Consider the following 20,100-nt stretch of genomic DNA (forward strand, 5'->3'; position numbering starts at 1 on the left):
TCCTGCTTCCCTGCAGTCGTCGGCAACTGCTCCCTGCGTTGCTCTATCTCCTGCTTCCCTGCAGTCGTCGGCAACTGCTCCCTGCGTTGCTCTACCCCTTGCTTCCCTACTGTTGCTGACAACTGCGCCTTGAGCCGTTCTACCTCCTGCATACTTGCGGAGATATCCGCTGCATTCTCACGATCGTCCTTGGCAGGCACATCAACCAGCAAGGCTTCCAATCCTCTACCCAGTCCACGTTTTTTTGAAGTCATGACTTATTTTTTTTCTTTCTTGATCATTTCATTTGCCAATGCCATATAGGACTTGGCGCCCCGCGATGTTTTATCATAAGTCAATACCGGCACGCCATGGCTTGGCGCTTCGGCCAAACGAATATTCCTTGGTATGCAGGTCCGGAATACCTGATCGCCGAAATACCGGATCAATTGCTCTGAAACATCCTTGGTCAGACGGTTTCTGTCGTCAAACATCGTGCGCACTATGCCTTCCAGATGCAATTCCGGATTGACGGTTTCCTGAATGTTTTTCAGCGTACTCATCAATGCGGACAGGCCTTCCAGGGCATAATATTCACATTGCATCGGAATCAACAGACTATCTGCCGCCACCATCGCATTCAACGTCAGCATATTCAAGGACGGCGGACAATCGATCAGAATATAATCATATTGCCCTTTAATCTGTATTAGCGCATCGGCAAGACGCTGCTCCTTGCGCTCCGCCTTCATCAGCTGCACTTCGGCGGCGGTCAAATCGGCATTGCCCGGGATAATCGAAAAACCGATAGTCGGCATATTAATCACCGTTTCCGCTACCGGCACATCTTCCATCAATAAATCGTAACTGGAATAGCTGACGTCCTGCTTGTCGACGCCGCAGCCCATGGCTGCATTGCCTTGCGGATCAAGATCCACCAGCAGCACGCGCCGCTTTAAGGCCGCCAATGATGCCGCCAGATTGACGCTGCTGGTTGTTTTACCGACGCCGCCTTTTTGATTGGTTACGGCTATTACTTTTGCCACTACTTCTTTACCTCAGTCTATTCTAGTGATTCTATTCGAACCAGACATCTTTCAGCTTCTATTCCCGGAACTTGTACAGGTATCACCGTTGTTTTTTGCGGCATGTGCTCCAATTCCGCATCCGGGCTTTGACCTTTCATCGCCAGCACCACGCCGCCCTTGCCGAGCAGATGTCCCGTCAATTCAACAATGGCCGGCAAACTAGCAAACGCGCGCGTGATCACGGTATTGAATCTGTTCTCAGGACGATACTGTTCCACGCGGCTGTGGCAAACGGTTACGTTTTTAAGCTTTAATTCCAAAACTGCCTGCTGCACGAATCGGGTCTTTTTGGCATTGCTGTCCAGCAGGACAAATTCGATTTCAGGCAGGCAGATTGCCAATGGAATGCCAGGCAATCCGGCTCCGGTTCCGATATCGATCACGCGTTGGCCTTCGACGAACTCAAGAACAGCCAGGCTATCGAGCAAATGCAGCCGAACCATCTCTTCCCGGTTGCGTATCGCGGTCAGATTATAGGCTTTATTCCACTTTTCGATCAGCTTTATAAAGCCGAGCAGGCGCTCGATCTTATCCTCATCAACGGATAGACGCAAAGACTCGACCCCTGCAGTCAGGATTTCACGGCAGGCATCCATCAGGCGCTTTTCTTCTTCAGGTAAACCAACAACAGCGAAATGGCAGCCGGCGTAATGCCGGGAATACGCGATGCCTGACCTAAAGTCTCAGGCCGGTGATTCTTAAGCTTTTCGCTAACTTCATTGGAAAGGCCCGGCACGCCTTTATAGTCGATTGCCTCGGGCAGCCGCAGGTGATCATAGCGCAGCGCTTTGTCTATCTCCGTTTGCTGCCTGTCTATGTAACCGGCATATTTGGCCTGAATTTCAACCTGCTCGGCGACCTGCTCAGGCACGGCCTCATCAGCCCCTAAAAACGACAACAGCCGGTTGATGTCGACTTCCGGCCGGCGCAGTAAATCCATCAAATTGCTTTCGCGCAGCAAAGGCTTGCCCCAGTATTCGGCGACTTGTCCGGCTGCCTCGGTTTCAGCCCTGACCCATCGCTTTTTCAGGTCGCCCTGCAGCTTGGCGATGGCTTCGCGCTTGGTTTCGAAAGCCTGCCAGCGCTCATCGTCGACCAGACCGAGTTCACGGCCTTTCTCCGTCAAGCGCAGATCGGCATTGTCTTCCCGCAACAACAGCCTATATTCGGCACGGCTGGTGAACATGCGGTACGGCTCTTGCGTGCCGCGCGTGATCAGATCGTCAATCATGACGCCGATATAAGCCTCGTCGCGCCCTGGGCACCAGCTCTCCAGTCCCTGCACCAGGCGCGCCGCATTTAGGCCGGCGATCAGCCCCTGCGCAGCCGCTTCTTCATAACCGGTCGTGCCGTTGATCTGTCCTGCGAAAAACAGCGCCTGCATGTGTTTGGTTTCCAGCGAGAATTTCAGATCTCGCGGGTCAAAGAAGTCATATTCAATGGCGTAGCCGGGGCGCAAGATCTCGGCATTCTCAAAGCCCAGCATCGAACGCACGAGTTCATACTGGACATCGAAAGGCAAACTGGTGGAGATGCCGTTCGGATAGATTTCATGCGTATCCAGCCCTTCCGGCTCGACAAAAATCTGATGCGAATCCCGATCGGCAAAACGCACGATTTTGTCTTCGATGGACGGGCAGTAACGCGGGCCGATGCCTTCTATGATGCCCGAATACAGCGGCGAGCGATCCAGGCCGGAGCGGATGATGTCGTGGGTCCTGCCGTTAGTGCGCGTTATGTGGCAGGGGATCTGCCGCGGGTGTTGTTCGCGCTTGCCTAGAAAGGAGAACACCGGCACCGGGTCATCGCCGTGCTGCACTTCCAATTTGCTGAAATCGATCGTGCGGCCGTCGATGCGCGGCGGCGTGCCGGTTTTCAAACGGTCGATGCGGAAGGGCAATTCGCGCAGGCGCTCGGCCAGGGCAATCGAGGCCGCATCGCCGGCCCGGCCGCCGCTGTAATTTTCCAGGCCGATGTGGATTTTGCCGGCCAGAAAAGTCCCGGCCGTCAAGACTACGGCTCTGGCTGCAAAGCTCAAGCCCATTTGAGTTTTAACGCCGACCACTCTGTCGCCTTCCACCATCAGATCGGATACGGTCTGCTGAAATATGGACAGGTTGGGCTGGTTTTCCAGCGCGCTTCTGACCGCCTGCTTATAGAGTTTACGGTCAGCCTGAGCGCGCGTGGCTCTAACCGCAGGGCCTTTGCTAGCGTTCAGGGTACGGAACTGAATGCCGCCGAGGTCAATGGCCTGCGCCATAATCCCGCCCAGCGCATCCACTTCTTTGACCAGATGGCCCTTACCGATGCCGCCGATGGCGGGGTTGCAGCTCATTTGCCCGAGGGTGTCGATATTTTGCGTCAACAGCAGTGTTTTCGCGCCGCACCGGGCCGCCGCCAGCGCAGCTTCGGTACCCGCATGACCACCGCCGACAACAATGACATCAAAATCTTTTTTGAATTTCACAAGCGTTATGTACTCTAATAAAAGCTATAATAATGCGTTGTATATATTATACAAACTCTACTCTATTATAAGGGGAAAATCATGAAAAAACGTAAAAATCGGAGCGAACTTGAAGCGCTGCCAATGCAGAACCCTGTCGCGAAGTTCGCGCATCAGTTCAACAAGGCGCAAACCTTTCGCGATAAAAGCAAATACAGCCGTAAAGCCAAGCACGCAAAACAGGAGGTTTTTCCGATAACATGGTTCAGTGCTATCGGAAAAACCTCCTGTTTCAATCCATCAACCGCTCTTAGCGTCTTCTGGACTGATCCGCTTTTTGGCTGGCGCATTTGATGCACATAGTGGAATAAGGCAAGGCTTTCAGCCGCTCCTTATTGATCGGTTCTCCGCACACAACACAGATGCCGTATTCGCCGCTGTCTATTCTGGCAATGGCCTGCTTGACCTTTTCTATTTCCGCCCGAGTCACGTTGCCCAGATAATCCTGGACTTCATCATCTTCCTTCTGCGTCACCTGTTCGGCAAAATCCTTTTCCAAAGGCTCATCCGCATGTTTGACATGATTGGTAATTTTGGCCAGACGCTCATCCAGATCTTCCAGCATTTCTATCAGATTTCTGCGTATCTCTTCGTATTCTTTCATATAAATCCTTGCTTCTTCGCTTTGAATCCTGCTTAAATCAGAAGCTTGCTCTATACTACAAAACAGGCTTTACCCTAATGGAGTCATATAAGACCTCATTCAACCCAGCATGTATCACCACTTATGCAAAATGCAATCAATCAGCTACTGGATGCAGCCAATCAAATTATTCTCGGCAAGCAACGCCAAATCCGCCTTGCATTGTGCTGTCTGCTAGCGCGCGGCCATCTGTTGATCGAAGACATGCCCGGCGTCGGCAAGACCACGCTGGCGCATACGATGGCGACACTGCTAGGGCTGAATTATCAACGCATACAATTTACCAGCGATATATTGCCAGCCGACATTCTAGGCAGCTCAATCTTTGATACCCAAAACCACGCGTTTAAGTTTCATGCCGGCCCGATTTTTAATCAAATGATATTGGCCGATGAAATTAACCGTTCTACGCCCAAAGCGCAAAGCGCGCTGTTGGAGGCGATGGAAGAGCGCCAGGTTACGATTGAAGGCAAGACCTATGAATTGCCGCAACCTTTTTTCGTTATTGCCACACAAAACCCGTCGCACCAGATCGGCACGTTTCCTCTGCCCGAGTCGCAACTGGACCGGTTCCTGATGCGCATAGAGCTCGGTTACCCTGATCCTGATGCCGAAAGAGCCCTGCTGACCGGCAAAAGCCGGCACAGCCTGATCGAGTCGCTCGAAGTGCGCTTGCCGCCCGAACAACTGTCGCAAGTGCAGCAGGCTGTCACGCAAGTTTATGCCTCTCCCGCCTTATTGGATTATTTACAAGCCATTATCGCCTATACGCGCGAATCGCCGGATTATCATTGCGGCTTATCCCCACGCGCCGGGTTAGCGCTGCTTACCGCCGCAAAAGCCTGGGCTTTTATGGACAGCCGTGATGCAGTTATTCCGGAAGATATCCAGGCCGTACTGGCCGCCGTGGCCGGCCATCGCTTGAGATCCGGCCACAGCCATTCGGAAACCATCGTTGCGCCTTTGTTAGAAAAAGTGGCAATCCATTGAGTTCAATATCATTCAATGAACGTTGGCGCCGCAGCCGGTTTATCGCTGGTGAAAAAGCCACCGATGAACCTGTGGCGCTGAATCATCGGCGCATCTTCATTCTGCCGACACAACGCGGACTGGGCTTCCTGGCATTGAACCTGCTGTTATTGCTTGTGGCCTTTATCTATAACAACAACCTGGCCTATCTGCTGACTTTTTTGCTGGCCAGCGTCTTCTTTGTGACCATCCTGCACAGCTTTAATTCACTGTCCGGCCTGGTTCTGCAGAAAGGTCACAGCAAACCCGTGTTTGCGGAAGAGGCCGCAGGGTTCGACATTCACATCAATAATCCAACCCCGATCGAGCGCCACAACCTGCAACTGACACTGAAAAAAACCGCAGCCCTAACACTGGCGGCACACAGCAAAGGCTTGGTTACGCTATATTCGACGACAGAAAAAAGAGGCTGGCATGAAGCCGGCGCCGTCACGATAGCGAGCACTTATCCCTTGGGGCTGTTTCGCGCCTGGTCGCCGGTGCGGCTGAATCTCAAGGTGCTGGTTTATCCAAAGCCCGCCGGCGCTGACCGCCCGTTACCGGAGTCATCATCGCTACAATCCGGGCAAGGATTCAATAAAAACGGCGCGGATGATTTTTACGGTATACACGAATATCAGGCCGGTGACCCGATCAAGCACATACACTGGAAAGCCTTTGCCAAAGGGCAGGGCCTGTTCAGCAAGCAATACGGCGGAGAAGAACCGACCGAAATCTGGCTCGCATACGATGCGGCGGCGGGTCATGTCGAAGAGCGCTTGAGCCAGCTGTGCCGCTGGGTGATCGATGCCGACAGAGCCGGCATCGATTATGGCTTATCGCTTCCCGGCCATAAGGTGGCGCCCGGCCATGGTCCCGTTCATAGCCAAAAATGCCTGGAAGCACTGGCGCTGTTTTGAACATCATGCGCAGCAAATTCAATAAGAGCGTTCTGATTTTCCTGCTTTCGTCCATCGGACTGATCGTTTTTCCGCATGTTTATCACCTGCCTGCTGCCGTCCTGAGCTTTTTTTTCCTGATTTTGAGCTGGCGTTTTGCCGGCATCTGGAAGCCCGACTGGCTGCCTGGAACCTGGTTTGTCCTGCTGCTGACTATCCTCGGCGTAGGACTGCTGTACAGCCAGCATCACAGCCTGCTCGGACGTGATCCGGGCACCAGCCTGTTCGTTATCGGCCTGGCGCTCAAATTACTGGAAATCAAGACCGAACGCGACATCTATCTGATTACTTATCTGGCTTTCATCGTCGCCGCCTCGCAGTTCTTGTATGAGCAAAACATCCTGGTGGGCGTTTATATCGTGGCCGTCTGCTGCGTGCTGTTTGCGACGCTGGTCAGTATTAACAGCCTGCGGCCGCGGACACTGCCGGCCTTGAAAACGGCGGCCGTGATCATGGCGCAGGCCCTGCCGATTGCAGGCGTGCTGTTCATTCTGTTTCCGCGCATTGAAGCGCCGCGCTTGCTGCTGCTTAACGAAAATCATCAAACCAAATCCGGCTTGAGCGACAGTATCGAGCCGGGCTCCATCAGCAATCTCGGTTTATCGGACGAACTGGTATTCCGGGTTAAATTCAAAGGCGCCTTGCCGCCGCCGGCACAGCGCTACTGGCGCGGGCCAGTCATGACCCATACGGATGGACGGCTTTGGACCCAGTCAGTGCACAAGGATTTTAAAAGATTTCTCGATAAGCCTAAGTTTACCGGTGCCGGCTATCAATATACTTTGCTGATGGAGCCGCAAGACAAACCCTGGGTTTTTGCGCTGGATATAGCAGCCGAATACCAGTCGCCCGCAAGCCTGAACGCCAACTATCAACTCGTCAGCGAAGAAGCGTTTGGTAAACGCGCCGAGTATAAAGTGACGTCATATACGCAATACAACACCGGCTATATCACGAAAACCGAATATCAAGACGCAACGCAGCTGCCCGGCGAACCGTCCGAGAAAATCAATCAACTGGTCCGGCAACTGCACGGTTTTGACAGCCCGCCCGAAACCTATATTCAGCAATTGCTGAGTCATTTCAAAAAAGAAGACTTTCATTACACGTTGACGCCGCCGTTGATGGAGGAAAATCCGATTGAAACCTTCCTGTTTGAAACGCGCTACGGCTTTTGCAGCCATTATGCGGCGGCATTCGTTTATTTAATGCGTGCCGCGGATATCCCGGCGCGCATCGTAACCGGCTATCAGGGCGGCGAACTGAACAAGATCGGCAATTTTCTGGAAATAAGACAAGCCCATGCCCACGCCTGGACTGAAGTCTGGCTGCAGGACAAAGGCTGGGTTCGGATTGATCCGACGGCGGCCATTGCGCCGGAAAGAATCGAGCAGGATGTCAATGTCGATCAACAGGTCGCCAGCGGCATTGTCACGTTTGTCAGTCCCAATAGCCAAAAATTGGTGGCGTCCGATTGGCTGAAACAGGCGCATCAGCTTTGGAATAGCGCCGATTACAGCTGGCAGCGCTGGGTCATCAACTATAACAGCATGAGTCAACTGCAACTCTTATCGTGGTGGGGCATACAGAACGCCAAAACCATGCTGTACAGCATGCTCGGCCTGATCGCCTTGATGACAGCGGTACTGAGCTGGTTTCTGCTGCGCCGGAAACCCAGAAAGACCGACAGAGCTTTGCGCCTCTATCACCGGTTCTGCAACAAGCTTACCCACCAGGGCTTCGCCAGAAGCGAAAGCGAAGGCGCAAGGGATTTTGCCGAACGGGTGAAAGCAAAGCTGCCCGAAAAGTCGGCACAGATCGACCAGATCACAGACGTGTTCATCAAGCTGCGCTACGGCCAGGCTTCAGGTCCGGAAGACCTGAAGCAGTTGCATAGGCTGGTCATGCGGTTCAAGGCCGGCGATTAGCTTCGTAGCCGGGTTTAAGGGCGACTGTCCAAAAAGCCGCCCTTATCATTCAACGGCTATTCGACTTTTTCGACCTCGAAGACAATACCGCGGATAGCCGTGATTCTTACCTTGGTATTGATATCGCAGTCTTCGCCATGCACCTTCCAGATCGAGTCATCGACTTTGATCTTGCCCTGCCCATTCACGATCGGCTCATACAGGCTGAATACCCTGCCGATATACTGCGCGCCTCGCCTGTTCAGCAAGGGCTGATCCGATACGATAGGATGCTTTTTTGCATAATACTGACCGGCGACGATGGCCAATACCGACAATACCGAGAATACGCCCAGCTGAATGTCCAGGCTGATGGACGGCATCAGCAACAGCAGACAGCCCGTTACGAACCCCGCGGCCGCCATCCACAGAAAGAAAAAGCCGGGCGCCAGCACTTCGATGATCAGCAGTATCAGCGCCGCCACCCACCAATACCAAAAAACAATTTCCAGATTCGCCATGCTGCAACCTCTAGGCCGGAGGATTGGCTTTCGCCATCGCTTCTTTCGCCAGTTCCGAAATGCCGCCGATAGCGCCGATCACGTTCGATGACTCCAGCGGCATGAAAATCAGCTTGCTGTTGCCGGCCGCGGCGATATGCTGCAAGGATTCGATGTATTTTTGCGCGACGAAATAATTCACGGCCTGGATGTCGCCCTGGCTGATCGCTTCCGATACCATCAAAGTCGCTTTGGCTTCCGCCTGAGCCAGACGCTCCCGGGCCTCGGCCTCGCGGAATGCCGCTTCCTTCCGGCCCTCGGCTTCCAGAATGGCGGCCTGCTTCTCGCCTTCGGCGCGCAGGATTTCCGACTGTCGCGCGCCTTCCGCCTCGAGAATGGATGCGCGTTTCAAGCGCTCGGCTTTCATCTGCCGGCCCATTGCTTCAACCAGATCCTTGGGCGGCGCGATATCCTTGATTTCAATGCGCGTGACCTTGATGCCCCAGGGCGTCGTGGCATCGTCGACCACGGTTAATAACCGCGCATTGATATCATCGCGGCGCGACAGCAATTCATCCAGGTCCATCGATCCCATGACCGTACGGATATTGGTCATGACCAGATTCAGGATGGCCCAGTCCAGCTTGCTGACTTCATAAGCGGCTTTCGCGGCATCCATGACCTGATAAAAAACCACGCCGTCGACCGTGACCATGGCGTTATCCTTGGTGATGACTTCCTGCGAAGGCACGTCCATGACCTGCTCCATCATGATCATCTTATTGCCGATGCGGTCTATGACCGGCATGATGATATTCAGTCCCGGCGTCAGCGTAGTGGTGTATCTGCCGAAGCGCTCGACCGTATATTCCATGCCCTGAGGCACGGATTTAACGCTCATGAACACCAGCACCACGGCAAAAGCCAGTAACGCTAAGAAAAACCCACTCATACACCCCCCTTATTTTATTTGCGAAAAAACTTGCCCGGCGCTCTGTTTGACATCTCTGTGCCGTTTCATGAACTCTTGCCGGCAAAGCCGGATACCGGGTTTTGAAATGCGGCCGTTCTGAATGAAGCCACAGTAAATTTTCGGAATCAAATCGATGAAACCTTTAAAATAATCGGCTGTGGTGAAATAACCGCTTGATTAATAATAATGCAACTTCATCGAAATGTAAGTTAATGGGTAAACAGCAATGATGATATACGCCGCTTTTAATATCGGAATCCTGACGATACTCTTTTTCGTTATCGGCATGATTAAGCCGCAATGGCCTTTATTCTTTCTGAAGAAACCGGATCGCTTCCTGATTCTCATGATCACGACCGTATTATTCATGATAACCATGACGCTTTACGGAGAAGGCAACCGGCGGGCAAAACTGGAACAGACCCCCAAACATTCTCTGTCTCAAGACGCCGCGCCGGTTCCGGTGCCTGAACCGGCGCCAGCCAAACCGGCCGAATAAAACTAAAATAAATCGGCCAATCTTTAAGAAGAACACAGAGTCTGACTCTGCGTTCTTCTTGGACAGACACATTCTTTATATGGCGCCGCACGCAGTGCCTGAACAGCCTAAATGCCGGCGATAAATCCTGCCGCCTCTATCCCGGCAATTGCGCAACGCTCGTCCTGATCGGACACATCGCCGCTGATGCCGACCGCGCCTATCAGGTTATTGCTCTCATCGCGGATCAGAACGCCGCCCGGAACCGGCATGATTCTGCCATCGGTCATGCCGACCAAGGCGCTCATAAAATCCGGCCGCTGTTCCGCCACGGCTTCCAGGCTGCGTGATGAAATACCCATGTTGACCGCGCCCCAGGCTTTGGCTGTGGCAATCTGCTGCCTGATCACGGTGGCGCCGTCTTCTCTCTGCATGGCTTTTAAATGACCGGCCTCATCCAGAACGACTACGGTCAGCGGCGCCAGCTTTAATTGCCGGGCTTTACGGGTGGCTCCTTGTATGATTTGGTTGGCTTTTTCCAGTGTCAGTTTCATAGGCAAATCTCTCATTGAATACCTGTTGTTGTTATAGAAAAACACCTTAGATGCCGGCTAAGCTATCAGCAAGCCGGATTAGCTGTAATATAACGCGATTATTCCGTCTCGGCCAATGATTGGAGTCAGTACCAAGGCAGGGTTGGTCATTATCAATATTAGCAAAGGCTTCAATTTGCGCGTTATCCTGGGCTACTTTAACAACGACTGCAAATGCTCCCAGACTTTATCCGCAATCATCGGCTGCGCTTTGGCATTGGGATGCAGGCCGTCCGGCTGCATCAATTCCTTCACCAGCGCGACATCCTCGAGAATAAAAGGCATATACGGCACACCCAGTTCTTTCGATAATTGCGGATAAACATCATAAAACATCTCGGTATAGCGCTTGCCGTAATTCGGCGGAATTCTCATGCTCAATAGCAGGACTTTTGCGCCGGCGTTCCGGGCGCGCTGCGTGATTTCAGCCAGATTGTCTTTCATCAGCTTGGGCGGCAGGCCGCGCAAGCCGTCATTGGCGCCCAGCTCCACGAGCACGACATCGGGTTTATGCGCAGCCAAAATCTTATCTATGCGCGCCAGACCGCCGGCCGTCGTATCGCCGCTGATGCTGGCATTGATGACTTCGTAAGGGCTGTCTGCCTGAGACAGCTTGTTCTGCAACAAAGCCACCCAGCCTTGTTTGACTTCAATTCCGTAGCCGGCACTGATACTATCTCCGAGTACGACAATCGATTTGGCCAAAGCCGTCATGGGCATTAGCGAAACTATCAAGGCAAATAAAAACCTAATCATTATGCATCCTCAAGCTGATAAAACATCCACGCATCTTATAGTAACGAAACAGCTCGGTAAATCGGTCCAGACTTCCGATGGCCCGTTACAGATCCTGTCCTCGATCGATTTAGCCATCAGCGCCGGCGAAAGCATCGCCATTATCGGCGAATCCGGTTCGGGCAAATCCACCTTGATCAGCCTGCTGGCCGGCCTGGACACACCCAGCGAAGGTTCCATTACGCTGAACGGCAAGATCATCACGGTCATGAACGAAGACGGCAGGGCGGCCCTGCGCAACGAGCTGATCGGCTTCGTCTTCCAGTCCTTTCAATTGCTGCCCGGCCTGACGGCGCTCGAAAACGTCATGCTGCCGCTGGAGCTCAGCGGCGACAAGAACGCCAAAGCCTCGGCCACGGCCCTGCTCGACAGGGTCGGCCTGTCGCACCGGTTGTCGCACACCCCCAAACAATTGTCAGGCGGCGAACAGCAGCGCGTGGCCCTGGCCCGGGCGTTCGTCACGGAGCCGGCCATTCTGTTCGCCGACGAACCGACCGGCAACCTGGACAGCAAAACCGGCGAGCACATCATTGATTTGCTGTTCGAGCTGAACCAGGAAAACCGGACCACACTGATCCTGGTTACGCATGACCCGGCACTGGCCGCACGCTGCCAGCGCACCATCAGACTGGAAGCAGGACGTATCCTATGAGCCGTTTTACTTTGGCATTGCGATTGTTATGGCGGGACAGCCGCTCCGGCGAACTGACCATACTGGTATTGGCCCTAATCATTGCGGTCACGAGTTCGACGGCCATCTCGCTGTTCGCCGACCGCCTGCAGCGCACGATGACCGGCCAGGCGGCCGATTTTCTGGCCGCCGATCTGGTCATCTCAAGCACGGCCCCGATTCCCGACCTCTGGCTCGCCAAGGCCAGCCAGCTCAAGCTGACCCAGGCCCAGACAGTCGAATTTTCCAGCGTGCTGATAGAAAACGATGAATTGCTGCTGGCCGGCCTCAAGTCCGTCAGCGCCTTATATCCATTGCGAGGCCATCTGAAAACCACGACTTCGGATTACTCGGCCGAAACGAGCGTCGATAAAGGCCCGGACCCCGGCACGGCTTGGGTCGACAAGCGTGTTCTGTCTGCGCTGAAACTCAAACTGGGCGATCCCTTGACCGTCGGCGAAAAAAAACTGACCATCAGCCGCATCATTACTTATGAGCCCGACAAACGCGGCGATTTTTACAGCTTCTCGCCGCGCGTCATGATCAACCAGCAGGACCTCGAAGCCACCGGCGTCATCCAGCCCGGCAGCCATGTGCATTATTTCTTTCAGTTCAGCGGCGACAGCAAGTCCCTGGCCGCCTTCAACCGCTGGGTCAAACCGCTGCTGAATCCGTCGCAACGGCTGATGGACATCCATGAAGACCGGCCGGAGCTGGGCTCGGCACTGGAGCGCGCCGAGCGTTATCTGGGCCTGTCGAGCATCGTCGTGGTTCTGATCGCGGGCGTCGCCATCGCCATGGCGACGCGCCGCTATACGGAACGGCATTTCAATACCACGGCCATACTGCGCTGCCTGGGCTGCAAGCAACGCGAAATTCTCTGGCTGTACAGTTGCCAGTTCATCGTGCTGGGCATACTGGCCAGCGCCACGGGTTGCCTGTTGGGCTGGTTTGCCCAGGAAGCGCTGTTCCATCTGTTAAGAAATCTGCTGCCCGCGCAGGTCGCCAGTCCCGGCCTGCTGGCAATTTTCTTCGGTTTCATTACCGGCATGGTGATCTTGCTGGGCTTCGCATTGCCGCCCATCCTGCGCCTGAAGCAAGTCTCAGCGCTGCGCGTTTTGCGCCGCGATCTTGAGCCTTTGCCGAGCAGCGCATGGCTGATCTACGGTCTGGCCGTCGGCCTGATGTCGGTGCTGATCTGGCGTTATACCGACGATATCAAAATGACGGCGACGATTATCGGTGTCGGCCTGCTGGCGCTGCTGCTCCTGGGCCTGCTGGTTTATGGCTTGCTGATAATGTCGCACCGATTGCTGCCGCACATGAATCTGACCTGGCGCTTCGGTCTGCAGGGCTTGTTCAGGAACAGCCGGGGCAGCGTCAGCCAGATACTGGCTTTCAGCATGACGCTGGTAGCCATGGTGCTCAGCTTCACCGTGCGCACCGATCTGCTTGAGAACTGGCACAAGCAGCTGCCCGAGCATGCGCCCAATCATTTCGCATTGAACATTTTTCCGGATCAGCAACAGGCGTTTCAGAAAGAGCTAGAACAACAGCAAATCACCGGCAGCTGGTTTTATCCTGTCGTCAGGGGCCGCCTGGTCGAAATCAACCAGACGCCGGTACAGCAGATCGTCAGCAAGGACACGCAGGGCGAAAATGCCACGCACAGGGAATTAAGCCTGACCTGGTCAAAAGAACTGCCCGAGGACAATAAAATCACGGCCGGCCAATGGTGGCAATCGGACCGGGCCGGGCTGGTTTCCGTCGAGCAAAAACTGGCCAAGAGCCTGAAAATCAAAGTGGGCGACAAGTTGACCTTTACCGTCGGCAGCGAGCAGTTTGAAGCGACCGTGTCCAGCCTGCGCGATCTGCAGTGGGACACGATGAAGCCCAACTTTTACATGATTTTCTCGCCCGGCACGCTGGAGCATTATCCGAGCACCTTCATCACCAGTTTTTATCTGCCCGAAAGCCGGAAAAACTTTTTAAACGATCTGATAAAAAAATTTCCCAGCACCACCCTGCTGGAAGTCGATCTGATTCTGCAGCAGTTCAAAACTATCCTGACCCAATTGACGGCGGCGATCAATTACCTGCTGTATTTTGCCTTGCTGGCCGGTTTCACGGTGTTGTTCGCAGCGGTTTATTCGACGCTGGACGACCGGATTTACGACGGTGCCTTAATGCGCACGCTGGGCGCAAACCGTGCGTTTCTCAGGAAAACCCACCTGATCGAGTTTACCTTGCTGGGATTGATATCCGGCTTGCTGGCTGTGTTGATTTCGGAAATTATCCTCTATACTTTATATACGCAGGTCATGCATATGGAATATACGCCCAATATCTATTTGTGGGCTGTCCTGCCGCTGATAGGCGCACTTTTCGTAGGCTTGGCCGGATATTGGGGCGTACGGGATGTGGTTAATAAATCGCCGCTGCTGGTTTTAAGAGAACTCTAATAATTATTGTTTAAATTACGCCGCCGCCATTCATGCGCTATTCAGAAAATATTATCTAAACTCTAAGTGAACAATCACTCAATACAAGGCACTACAATGAAGAAATTAACAACCGTCGGTATCGTTTTCATGGCCAGCACACTCATCACAGCCTGCGCCAACCAGGGCGGCGTGATGAACAGCTTAGGCGGTGGATGGACACCGACTGTCGACGCATACAATGATCCTAACGCTTACCGTCTCAATCAGGACATGGCTGAGTGCGGACAAATCGCGGACCAAAGCTCCGGCGGCATGCTGAAAGAAGGCGCTAAAGGCGCTGCGGTAGGCGGTCTGCTCGGCGGCGCCAGCGGCGCGGCTTTAGGTGCGCTCACAGGCGATGCCGGCAAAGGCGCGGCCATCGGCGCAGCGGCAATGGCCCTCGGAGGCGGCGCCTATCAAGGCTATCAGGCAAGAGATGCTTACAAAAGAGCTTACTCCAGCTGCCTGAGACAACGTGGCCACCGCGTACTCAACTGATCCGATTTACACTTCTGATCAATCGGATGCACAGGGATGTGCGTCGATCGCTTTTCCCGCTTTTGAAAACCGCAGCAGAAAAGCCGACAAATACCGTTCGCTGGCCTGTGTGTAAATGCCTGCAGATTCATAAACGATCAACCTCTCCTTTGCCAATGCAGCGGCCGTACGGCTGAAAATCAGCGCGGCAACCTTGGCTTTGCTGTGTGCAAAGCCAAGGTAATCGGTCTGCCTGATCAGATGGAAATCTGCCGCCGATGCGGCAGCGGCAAACTTCGGCACGGCATGGACGGGCAGCAGCAGATACAGCAACCCCTGCGGCGACACTAAGCGGTCGGCAATCTCGATCAAGTCGGCATAGCCAAGCTGATCATTATGCCGGGCGGTATGCCTGAGCGAATCTTCGGTCCCGAGGTGGTTTTCGAAAAACGGCGGATTGCTGATGACCAGATCGTAAGGCTGCCCGGCCTTGAGGGCAAAGCTCTGGATGTCCTGATGCACCGCCTCCAGGCGATCCGCCCACGGGCTCGCGCCGAAATTGAAGCTGCATTCCCGATAAGCCGCTTCAGTCAGCTCCACAGCCGTCACGCACCCGGCGCCCAACTGCGCCGCCATCAGCGACAGCAGTCCCGTGCCCGCGCCGATATCGAGCACCCGCTCGCCGCCGTTAACGGGCGTCATGGCGCTAAACAGGATACTATCGGTGCAGACTTTCATGGCCGACTGTTTCTGCTGCACCGAGAACTGTTGAAAATGAAAAATTGACATACCGGGCTTTGAATTACTATCTTTTGAATTACTATTTGATGTTACGCACGAATCGATCTCTGTGCTGTTTTAGTGTTACTGCGATGCAGTGTAGGTGCGAATTCATTCGCACTTAACCTTCCGTAAAAAATAGCAGCGTTTCGGGTCGAATACCCTCAAGGGGCACAAGTGAATTCGACCCTACAACTTCGTGGTAAATATTTCGTAACATCTTGGATAATTACTTCTCCGGCTCAACCACTGCCTTTTCCTGTTTAGCCGGTTTTTTCTTCCAGAAACCGCCGTGCGAATAACATTTCCAGCCCCATTTGAGCCAATTCAGCAGCGCAAAGGCCAGCCATATCGACCACGCCAGCATAAGCAACCGGTACACGAATAACGGCACCGAAACCAGCGTCGCGGTCGGCAGGGTCGATGGGCTTCTGTCCTGATACCAGTTCAGATTGAAGGCCGATGACTGGTTGCCGGTAATCTGCATCTCGGGCGATCCGAGCAGTCCCTGTTGGACGGCATCGAACAACAGGCTCAGCGATATCAACGTCAACAGGCCGATGGTCACCTGCATTATATTGAAATAGTTGGCCTGCGCAATCGGCTTGTCTGAGCGCCAGCCCAGGATCATTAACCAAGCGACCACAATCACGGCCGATTCGATCGGTATCTGGCTGAGCCCAACCAGCAACAAAAACCAGTGCCAGCTCTTTAACGGCGTCAGACGGACTCTGCCCAGGCCGATCGATACGATCACGATGACGGCCAGAACGCCCCAGAATAAAACGGCAGGCCCGAATTCGGGGCCCATCGTGAACAGTACCCAGCGGTCCTGGCCCAAGCCCATGCTCAGACTGGCGTTGACGCTGCCCTGCCCCAGATCCACCTGAGGCGTGGTCATGACGGGCGCCATTTCGAGCGCCTGCTGCCAGTTCAGCAGGATATCCTGCCTGCCGGGATGAATCGGCACGGTCAGCGTGCGGCCTTTTTGCCGCAACGGCTGAATCGCGCCGTCTATCATCACCGACTGCAGCACGGCGTTTTCGGGCAGGGTCAGCGTATGCTGCACGCCTTGCGAGCTGCGCAGGCTGATTTTCAGTTCGGCTTCCTGCAGACGTTTGCTGGGCTTGATTATGAGTCGGCTGTCATCAATCGTCAGCGTTTGGCCTTCCACCGGCTGCGGCCGCGTGATTTTCAGCGTTACTTTCTCGCCAGGCCAGGGCCGCCATTCAGGCAGCCAGCGCCCTTCATGATTCTGATGGATCATGGCAATGCCCGACGCTTCGATATGCCAGATGGGGCTGACATCGGCTGCCCAGATTTCCCGCCAGCGGTCCGTCGGCGCCGCCGTCAATTCGATCTGTCCGGTTTTTTTCAGAACCGATTGCCATTCCATAAAAGTCTGCTGCGGCGGCATATTGACTTCGACTTTGCCGTCCCTTACCCGCACGCCTGCCGTCGTGACCGATTCGCCCGGCAGCAGCGGCACGGCGATGACCACGGCCGAATCGGCCGGTGAAATCCTGCTGATCTGCGTGATGACGCGCCAGTCCAGGCCCAGCTGCAAGGTGCGCTTGATGCTGACAAACGGCGGCAGGACGCCAGGCTCCAGGGCTGGCTTGCCGGCTTCCTGCGCCTGGCTGACGCGGCTGAATTGCAGCTGGCCGTCGACGCGGCCGTCTTCCTGCGTGCCGCTGACCTGCCAGCCGGCCGCTTCAATGGCGACGTGATGCGGCTTCAGCGGCAGCGGCAGCGTGAACCGGTTCAGCAATGGCGCAGCGCTCAGCACCACCTGATGCTCGCCTTCGCTCAGATTGAGCCATAAACCGTTGCCGCTGCGGTAGAGCCCTTGGGCGGCTTTGCCGTCAACCGAGACCTGACTTGGAAACCATTGTTCGTATTCGGCAGGCAACGGCACGGCCACGGCTTGCCGGGCATGAATTTTTAACGTCAGCGTCAACGCCTTGTCCGTGATCGCCAGGTGCATCTGCGGAATCTGCGCGCAATCCGGCAGGCAGTCGGGCGCTTCCAGTAGTCTGTTGCGCAGTTCATCGAGCATGGCCTGATCGGGGAAATCGGCATGAGCCGGCTGCGGCGACAGCATCGGCAGCACTAGGAACCCCAGCAGTACCGGCATCACGGCTTTCAGGTTGAATCTGAATTTTTCGGCAACGCCGAACATCAGCAAGGCCAGCACAGCGATCAGCCCTACGCGCAGAAAATTGAGCAGCATGGTCATGACCGGCGGCTGATACCATAAATGCAGTTCCTGCCCGCTGTCCACGGCGCCGTTCCAGGACAGCTGGATCTTGGTCCATTGCCATTGCGGCAGCCCCGGTCCGGTCTGGATTCTGGCGTTGGGATCGATGCGCTCGAAATTGACGGCTTCGTCTTTTTCAACGGCGGCCCCGGATGCGACCTGCTCCGGCATCGATTTCCTCATGGCCTGTTCCTGCATGATCATCGCTTCCGGCGCCATAGCGGCCGTAGCCGGATACTCCCTCGGCAGGATGGTTTGCCAGGGCTGTTCCAGCTGCGGGTAAAGCCCCATGCGTATCTGGTCGACCATGAACGGGATTGCGGCCAGGACCAAAAACAGGCAAGTAACAGCGCGATACCCGTTCATGAAGCTCAGAAATCTGCCCGGCGGCAGCACTTTAATCAGCGCCGTCGCAGCCAGGATATTGAGCCAGACAAAATGGGGCGCGTCGGGCTCATGCCAGATAATCACCAACGTCAGCAGAGCGAACAATCCCCAGGCCGGATTCCACAGATGCCTGATCGCCAGCGCCGCGATCAGCACCAGAAACAAGTCCAGCAGCGTCCAGCGCGCAATCCAACTGTCCGGCACGTTGTCGACGCCGGAGGCCGCCAAAAGACGCCAGCCCGGCGGCAGGTTCAGCTCGGCATTGACGTTATGAAAGTTCTGCTCCCAGCCGACCGCGCTGAGAGTGCCGATGCCGTCCGCTAGCCGGCTGTCGGCATCCAGCGTTATGCGGCCCTGCCTGACTTCCACGCCTTGCTTGTCGGCATCGCGGGTGATGAGCTGGCTTTGGCCGTCCAGCATGACCTTGCCCAGCTGCGTCCTGGGCAAGGCATTAAGCCGCCAGCCCCGGGTCATGCGGCCCGTGATCAGGTCATTGACCGTATAACCGGTTCCGTCAAAATCCAGCCACAATTTCCGCGTCAGGTTGAGCTGGTTCGGCTCGGGTTCCGGATCACCCCGGCGTATCAGCTTGAAATGCATGGCCTGCCCCTGGCTGATGCGGTAGGCGGGCAGACTTTTCCAGTCCTCGGGCAGATTGGTCTGGCTGGGGTCGAGCGCGCTTAAGTCTTCAATTTCAACCACGCGCAGTTGCGGAACCGCATTGAACACCCAGACTTCCTCAGCCGGCCAGTCTTTGCGTACTGCAAACGGTATCGCGTTCAAATCGGCCGTACTTCTGGCCAGCAGCTCGATCTGCCAGCGGCCGGGGCGCACCTGGACCAGCAATTGCCCGTCCGGCTCCAGCCGGGCCGGCAGCGGACTTTGCAGTTGCAGCGGGATGAAGCCTTCCGGCAGCGGCAGCGCCAGTTTGATTTCGCGTTGCGCGCCGGAGACTTCCAGATCCATGCGTGTTAAAACCTGTAACGGCGCGTCATCGATGATTTTACGGAACACCTGCAGATCAAGGCTGTCCCGCTGGTCTTCGAGCTTTTTCCGGCCGCTGTCGCTGTCTTTCAGCCACAGCTGCCCATTTTTAATGATGGGCGTCTGTATGGCATTGCCGTTGATACGCAGACTGATCAGTCCGGTGTCTTCAGGAATGGCCAGATTGTCCGGCAGCTTGTCCCAGAGAAATTGGCCCTTGATCTCATAAACGCCGGCTTCGAGCAAAACCTTCGGCCTGCCGTCTTTGTCCATGACCAGCGCCGGTTTGTCGTTAGCCGTTACGTTAAGCGGCCAATAGTTATGGTCGCCCGGCAGGCTGAGCCAGCTTTCCTGATAGACTTTCCAGCTGATTGTGAACGCGCCTTTTTCAGGTGTGATATCGAGGCTTAGCTGAGTCGGCCAACTGCAGCGTTTTTGCTCATAGCTGTTGTATAGGAAAGGACAGATGCGCTCCTGATCATGCTGCAGCACCCAGTTGACCCAGGGCTTGAGCGGCTCCGGCACCTGCTCCGGCGTCAAGGGTTTGGCCGGTACGGCCGGGGAAAGAAATAGCGTAATTAGTAACAGCCAGATGATACGACTCATGATGCGCTCCCGGGTCAATCCATG

The 20,100-nt window shown here is 55.0% G+C and carries 19 protein-coding genes; 8 read left to right on the forward strand and 11 right to left on the reverse strand.

The genetic code is table 11. The annotated features are described in order from the left end of the window. The 4 genes from V2P20_RS07170 to mnmG form a co-directional block, all read right to left on the reverse strand. Positions 1-254 (reverse strand): hypothetical protein (locus V2P20_RS07170; RefSeq protein ID WP_331817537.1); only part of this gene is annotated, 254 nt, incomplete at its 3' end. Positions 255-257: 3 nt separating this feature from the next. Beyond that, entirely contained in the window at positions 258-1,025 is a 768-nt protein-coding gene (locus V2P20_RS07175; RefSeq protein ID WP_194971749.1) for a ParA family protein, read from the reverse strand. A 17-nt stretch (positions 1,026-1,042) separates the two neighbouring features. After that, positions 1,043-1,663 carry a 16S rRNA (guanine(527)-N(7))-methyltransferase RsmG gene (gene rsmG / locus V2P20_RS07180; protein ID WP_331817539.1) on the reverse strand — a complete coding sequence of 207 codons (621 nt, stop codon included), beginning with the start codon at positions 1,661-1,663 and terminating at the stop codon, positions 1,043-1,045. After that, positions 1,663-3,534: a tRNA uridine-5-carboxymethylaminomethyl(34) synthesis enzyme MnmG gene (gene mnmG, locus V2P20_RS07185; RefSeq protein WP_331817541.1), complete on the reverse strand. Its 1,872-nt coding sequence runs from the start codon at positions 3,532-3,534 to the stop codon at positions 1,663-1,665. The genes rsmG and mnmG overlap by 1 nt, the downstream gene beginning before the upstream one ends. A gap of 81 nt (positions 3,535-3,615) precedes the next feature. Between mnmG and V2P20_RS07190 the strand changes: the two genes are divergently transcribed. After that, the gene (locus tag V2P20_RS07190) at positions 3,616-3,867 is read left to right on the forward strand and encodes a hypothetical protein (protein ID WP_331817543.1); all 252 of its coding nucleotides are present in this window, start codon (positions 3,616-3,618) and stop codon (positions 3,865-3,867) included. On the opposite strand, the gene V2P20_RS07195 is transcribed toward V2P20_RS07190, so the two are convergent. Next, on the reverse strand, positions 3,824-4,177 hold the full coding sequence (locus V2P20_RS07195) for a TraR/DksA family transcriptional regulator (protein WP_331817545.1): 354 nt from the start codon (positions 4,175-4,177) through the stop codon (positions 3,824-3,826). The two genes, V2P20_RS07190 and V2P20_RS07195, sit on opposite strands and share 44 nt — an antisense overlap. 123 nt (positions 4,178-4,300) lie before the next feature. Here V2P20_RS07195 and V2P20_RS07200 point away from each other — a divergent pair, with 123 nt between their 5' ends. The 3 genes from V2P20_RS07200 to V2P20_RS07210 are packed head-to-tail and all read left to right on the forward strand — an operon-like array spanning position 4,301 to position 8,111. Beyond that, positions 4,301-5,206 (forward strand): MoxR family ATPase, encoded by a 906-nt coding sequence (locus V2P20_RS07200; RefSeq protein WP_331817547.1) that lies wholly within the window; start codon positions 4,301-4,303, stop codon positions 5,204-5,206. Continuing rightward, positions 5,203-6,144, forward strand: a complete 942-nt coding sequence (locus V2P20_RS07205; RefSeq protein ID WP_331817549.1) for a DUF58 domain-containing protein — start codon at positions 5,203-5,205, stop codon at positions 6,142-6,144. Before V2P20_RS07200 ends, V2P20_RS07205 begins: the two co-directional genes overlap by 4 nt. Further along, a complete protein-coding gene (locus tag V2P20_RS07210) occupies positions 6,117-8,111 on the forward strand; it encodes a DUF3488 and transglutaminase-like domain-containing protein (protein WP_331817551.1) in 1,995 nt (664 codons plus the stop codon). Before V2P20_RS07205 ends, V2P20_RS07210 begins: the two co-directional genes overlap by 28 nt. A gap of 56 nt (positions 8,112-8,167) precedes the next feature. Here the strand turns inward: V2P20_RS07210 and V2P20_RS07215 are convergent, their stop codons facing one another. Both V2P20_RS07215 and V2P20_RS07220 read right to left on the reverse strand, forming a co-directional pair. Beyond that, positions 8,168-8,611: an NfeD family protein gene (locus V2P20_RS07215; RefSeq protein WP_331817553.1), complete on the reverse strand. Its 444-nt coding sequence runs from the start codon at positions 8,609-8,611 to the stop codon at positions 8,168-8,170. Positions 8,612-8,621: 10 nt separating this feature from the next. Continuing rightward, positions 8,622-9,542 carry an SPFH domain-containing protein gene (locus V2P20_RS07220; protein ID WP_331817554.1) on the reverse strand — a complete coding sequence of 307 codons (921 nt, stop codon included), beginning with the start codon at positions 9,540-9,542 and terminating at the stop codon, positions 8,622-8,624. 247 nt (positions 9,543-9,789) lie between these two features. Between V2P20_RS07220 and V2P20_RS07225 the strand changes: the two genes are divergently transcribed. Next, positions 9,790-10,062 (forward strand): hypothetical protein, encoded by a 273-nt coding sequence (locus tag V2P20_RS07225; RefSeq protein WP_331817555.1) that lies wholly within the window; start codon positions 9,790-9,792, stop codon positions 10,060-10,062. 107 nt (positions 10,063-10,169) lie between these two features. Here V2P20_RS07225 and V2P20_RS07230 read toward each other — a convergent pair whose 3' ends face one another. Both V2P20_RS07230 and V2P20_RS07235 read right to left on the reverse strand, forming a co-directional pair. Then, the gene (locus V2P20_RS07230) at positions 10,170-10,595 is read right to left on the reverse strand and encodes a heme-binding protein (RefSeq protein WP_228778924.1); all 426 of its coding nucleotides are present in this window, start codon (positions 10,593-10,595) and stop codon (positions 10,170-10,172) included. A gap of 192 nt (positions 10,596-10,787) precedes the next feature. Then, a complete protein-coding gene (locus V2P20_RS07235; RefSeq protein ID WP_331817559.1) occupies positions 10,788-11,390 on the reverse strand; it encodes an arylesterase in 603 nt (200 codons plus the stop codon). 1 nt (position 11,391) lies between these two features. On the opposite strand from V2P20_RS07235, the gene V2P20_RS07240 reads away from it, so the two are divergent. The 3 genes from V2P20_RS07240 (at position 11,392) to V2P20_RS07250 (ending at position 15,080) form a co-directional block, all read left to right on the forward strand. Beyond that, positions 11,392-12,081, forward strand: coding sequence for an ABC transporter ATP-binding protein (locus V2P20_RS07240; protein WP_331817560.1), 690 nt, complete (start codon positions 11,392-11,394; stop codon positions 12,079-12,081). Next, entirely contained in the window at positions 12,078-14,561 is a 2,484-nt protein-coding gene (locus V2P20_RS07245) for an FtsX-like permease family protein (protein WP_331817562.1), read from the forward strand. Before V2P20_RS07240 ends, V2P20_RS07245 begins: the two co-directional genes overlap by 4 nt. A 96-nt stretch (positions 14,562-14,657) precedes the next feature. Further along, positions 14,658-15,080 (forward strand): glycine zipper family protein, encoded by a 423-nt coding sequence (locus V2P20_RS07250; protein WP_331817563.1) that lies wholly within the window; start codon positions 14,658-14,660, stop codon positions 15,078-15,080. An 18-nt stretch (positions 15,081-15,098) separates the two neighbouring features. On the opposite strand, the gene V2P20_RS07255 is transcribed toward V2P20_RS07250, so the two are convergent. After that, positions 15,099-15,848 (reverse strand): methyltransferase, encoded by a 750-nt coding sequence (locus V2P20_RS07255; protein ID WP_331817564.1) that lies wholly within the window; start codon positions 15,846-15,848, stop codon positions 15,099-15,101. Between the two features lie 220 nt (positions 15,849-16,068). After that, positions 16,069-20,076, reverse strand: coding sequence for a hypothetical protein (locus V2P20_RS07260; protein WP_331817565.1), 4,008 nt, complete (start codon positions 20,074-20,076; stop codon positions 16,069-16,071). Positions 20,077-20,100 lie beyond the last annotated feature (24 nt).

It is taken from the genome of Methylobacter sp. Wu1 (assembly GCF_036553575.1).
Classification (GTDB): domain Bacteria; phylum Pseudomonadota; class Gammaproteobacteria; order Methylococcales; family Methylomonadaceae; genus Methylobacter.

Coding starts and splice junctions, on each gene's coding strand:
- rsmG (WP_331817539.1), bottom strand. CDS start 1,663: ATGGATGCCTGCCGTGAAATCCTGACTGCAGGGGTCGAGTCTTTGCGT.
- V2P20_RS07190 (WP_331817543.1), top strand. CDS start 3,616: ATGAAAAAACGTAAAAATCGGAGCGAACTTGAAGCGCTGCCAATGCAG.
- V2P20_RS07195 (WP_331817545.1), bottom strand. CDS start 4,177: ATGAAAGAATACGAAGAGATACGCAGAAATCTGATAGAAATGCTGGAA.
- V2P20_RS07200 (WP_331817547.1), top strand. CDS start 4,301: ATGCAAAATGCAATCAATCAGCTACTGGATGCAGCCAATCAAATTATT.
- V2P20_RS07210 (WP_331817551.1), top strand. CDS start 6,117: ATGCCTGGAAGCACTGGCGCTGTTTTGAACATCATGCGCAGCAAATTC.
- V2P20_RS07215 (WP_331817553.1), bottom strand. CDS start 8,611: ATGGCGAATCTGGAAATTGTTTTTTGGTATTGGTGGGTGGCGGCGCTG.
- V2P20_RS07220 (WP_331817554.1), bottom strand. CDS start 9,542: ATGAGTGGGTTTTTCTTAGCGTTACTGGCTTTTGCCGTGGTGCTGGTG.
- V2P20_RS07225 (WP_331817555.1), top strand. CDS start 9,790: ATGATGATATACGCCGCTTTTAATATCGGAATCCTGACGATACTCTTT.
- V2P20_RS07230 (WP_228778924.1), bottom strand. CDS start 10,595: ATGAAACTGACACTGGAAAAAGCCAACCAAATCATACAAGGAGCCACC.
- V2P20_RS07235 (WP_331817559.1), bottom strand. CDS start 11,390: ATGATTAGGTTTTTATTTGCCTTGATAGTTTCGCTAATGCCCATGACG.
- V2P20_RS07240 (WP_331817560.1), top strand. CDS start 11,392: ATGCATCCTCAAGCTGATAAAACATCCACGCATCTTATAGTAACGAAA.
- V2P20_RS07245 (WP_331817562.1), top strand. CDS start 12,078: ATGAGCCGTTTTACTTTGGCATTGCGATTGTTATGGCGGGACAGCCGC.
- V2P20_RS07250 (WP_331817563.1), top strand. CDS start 14,658: ATGAAGAAATTAACAACCGTCGGTATCGTTTTCATGGCCAGCACACTC.
- V2P20_RS07255 (WP_331817564.1), bottom strand. CDS start 15,848: ATGTCAATTTTTCATTTTCAACAGTTCTCGGTGCAGCAGAAACAGTCG.
- V2P20_RS07260 (WP_331817565.1), bottom strand. CDS start 20,076: ATGAGTCGTATCATCTGGCTGTTACTAATTACGCTATTTCTTTCCCCG.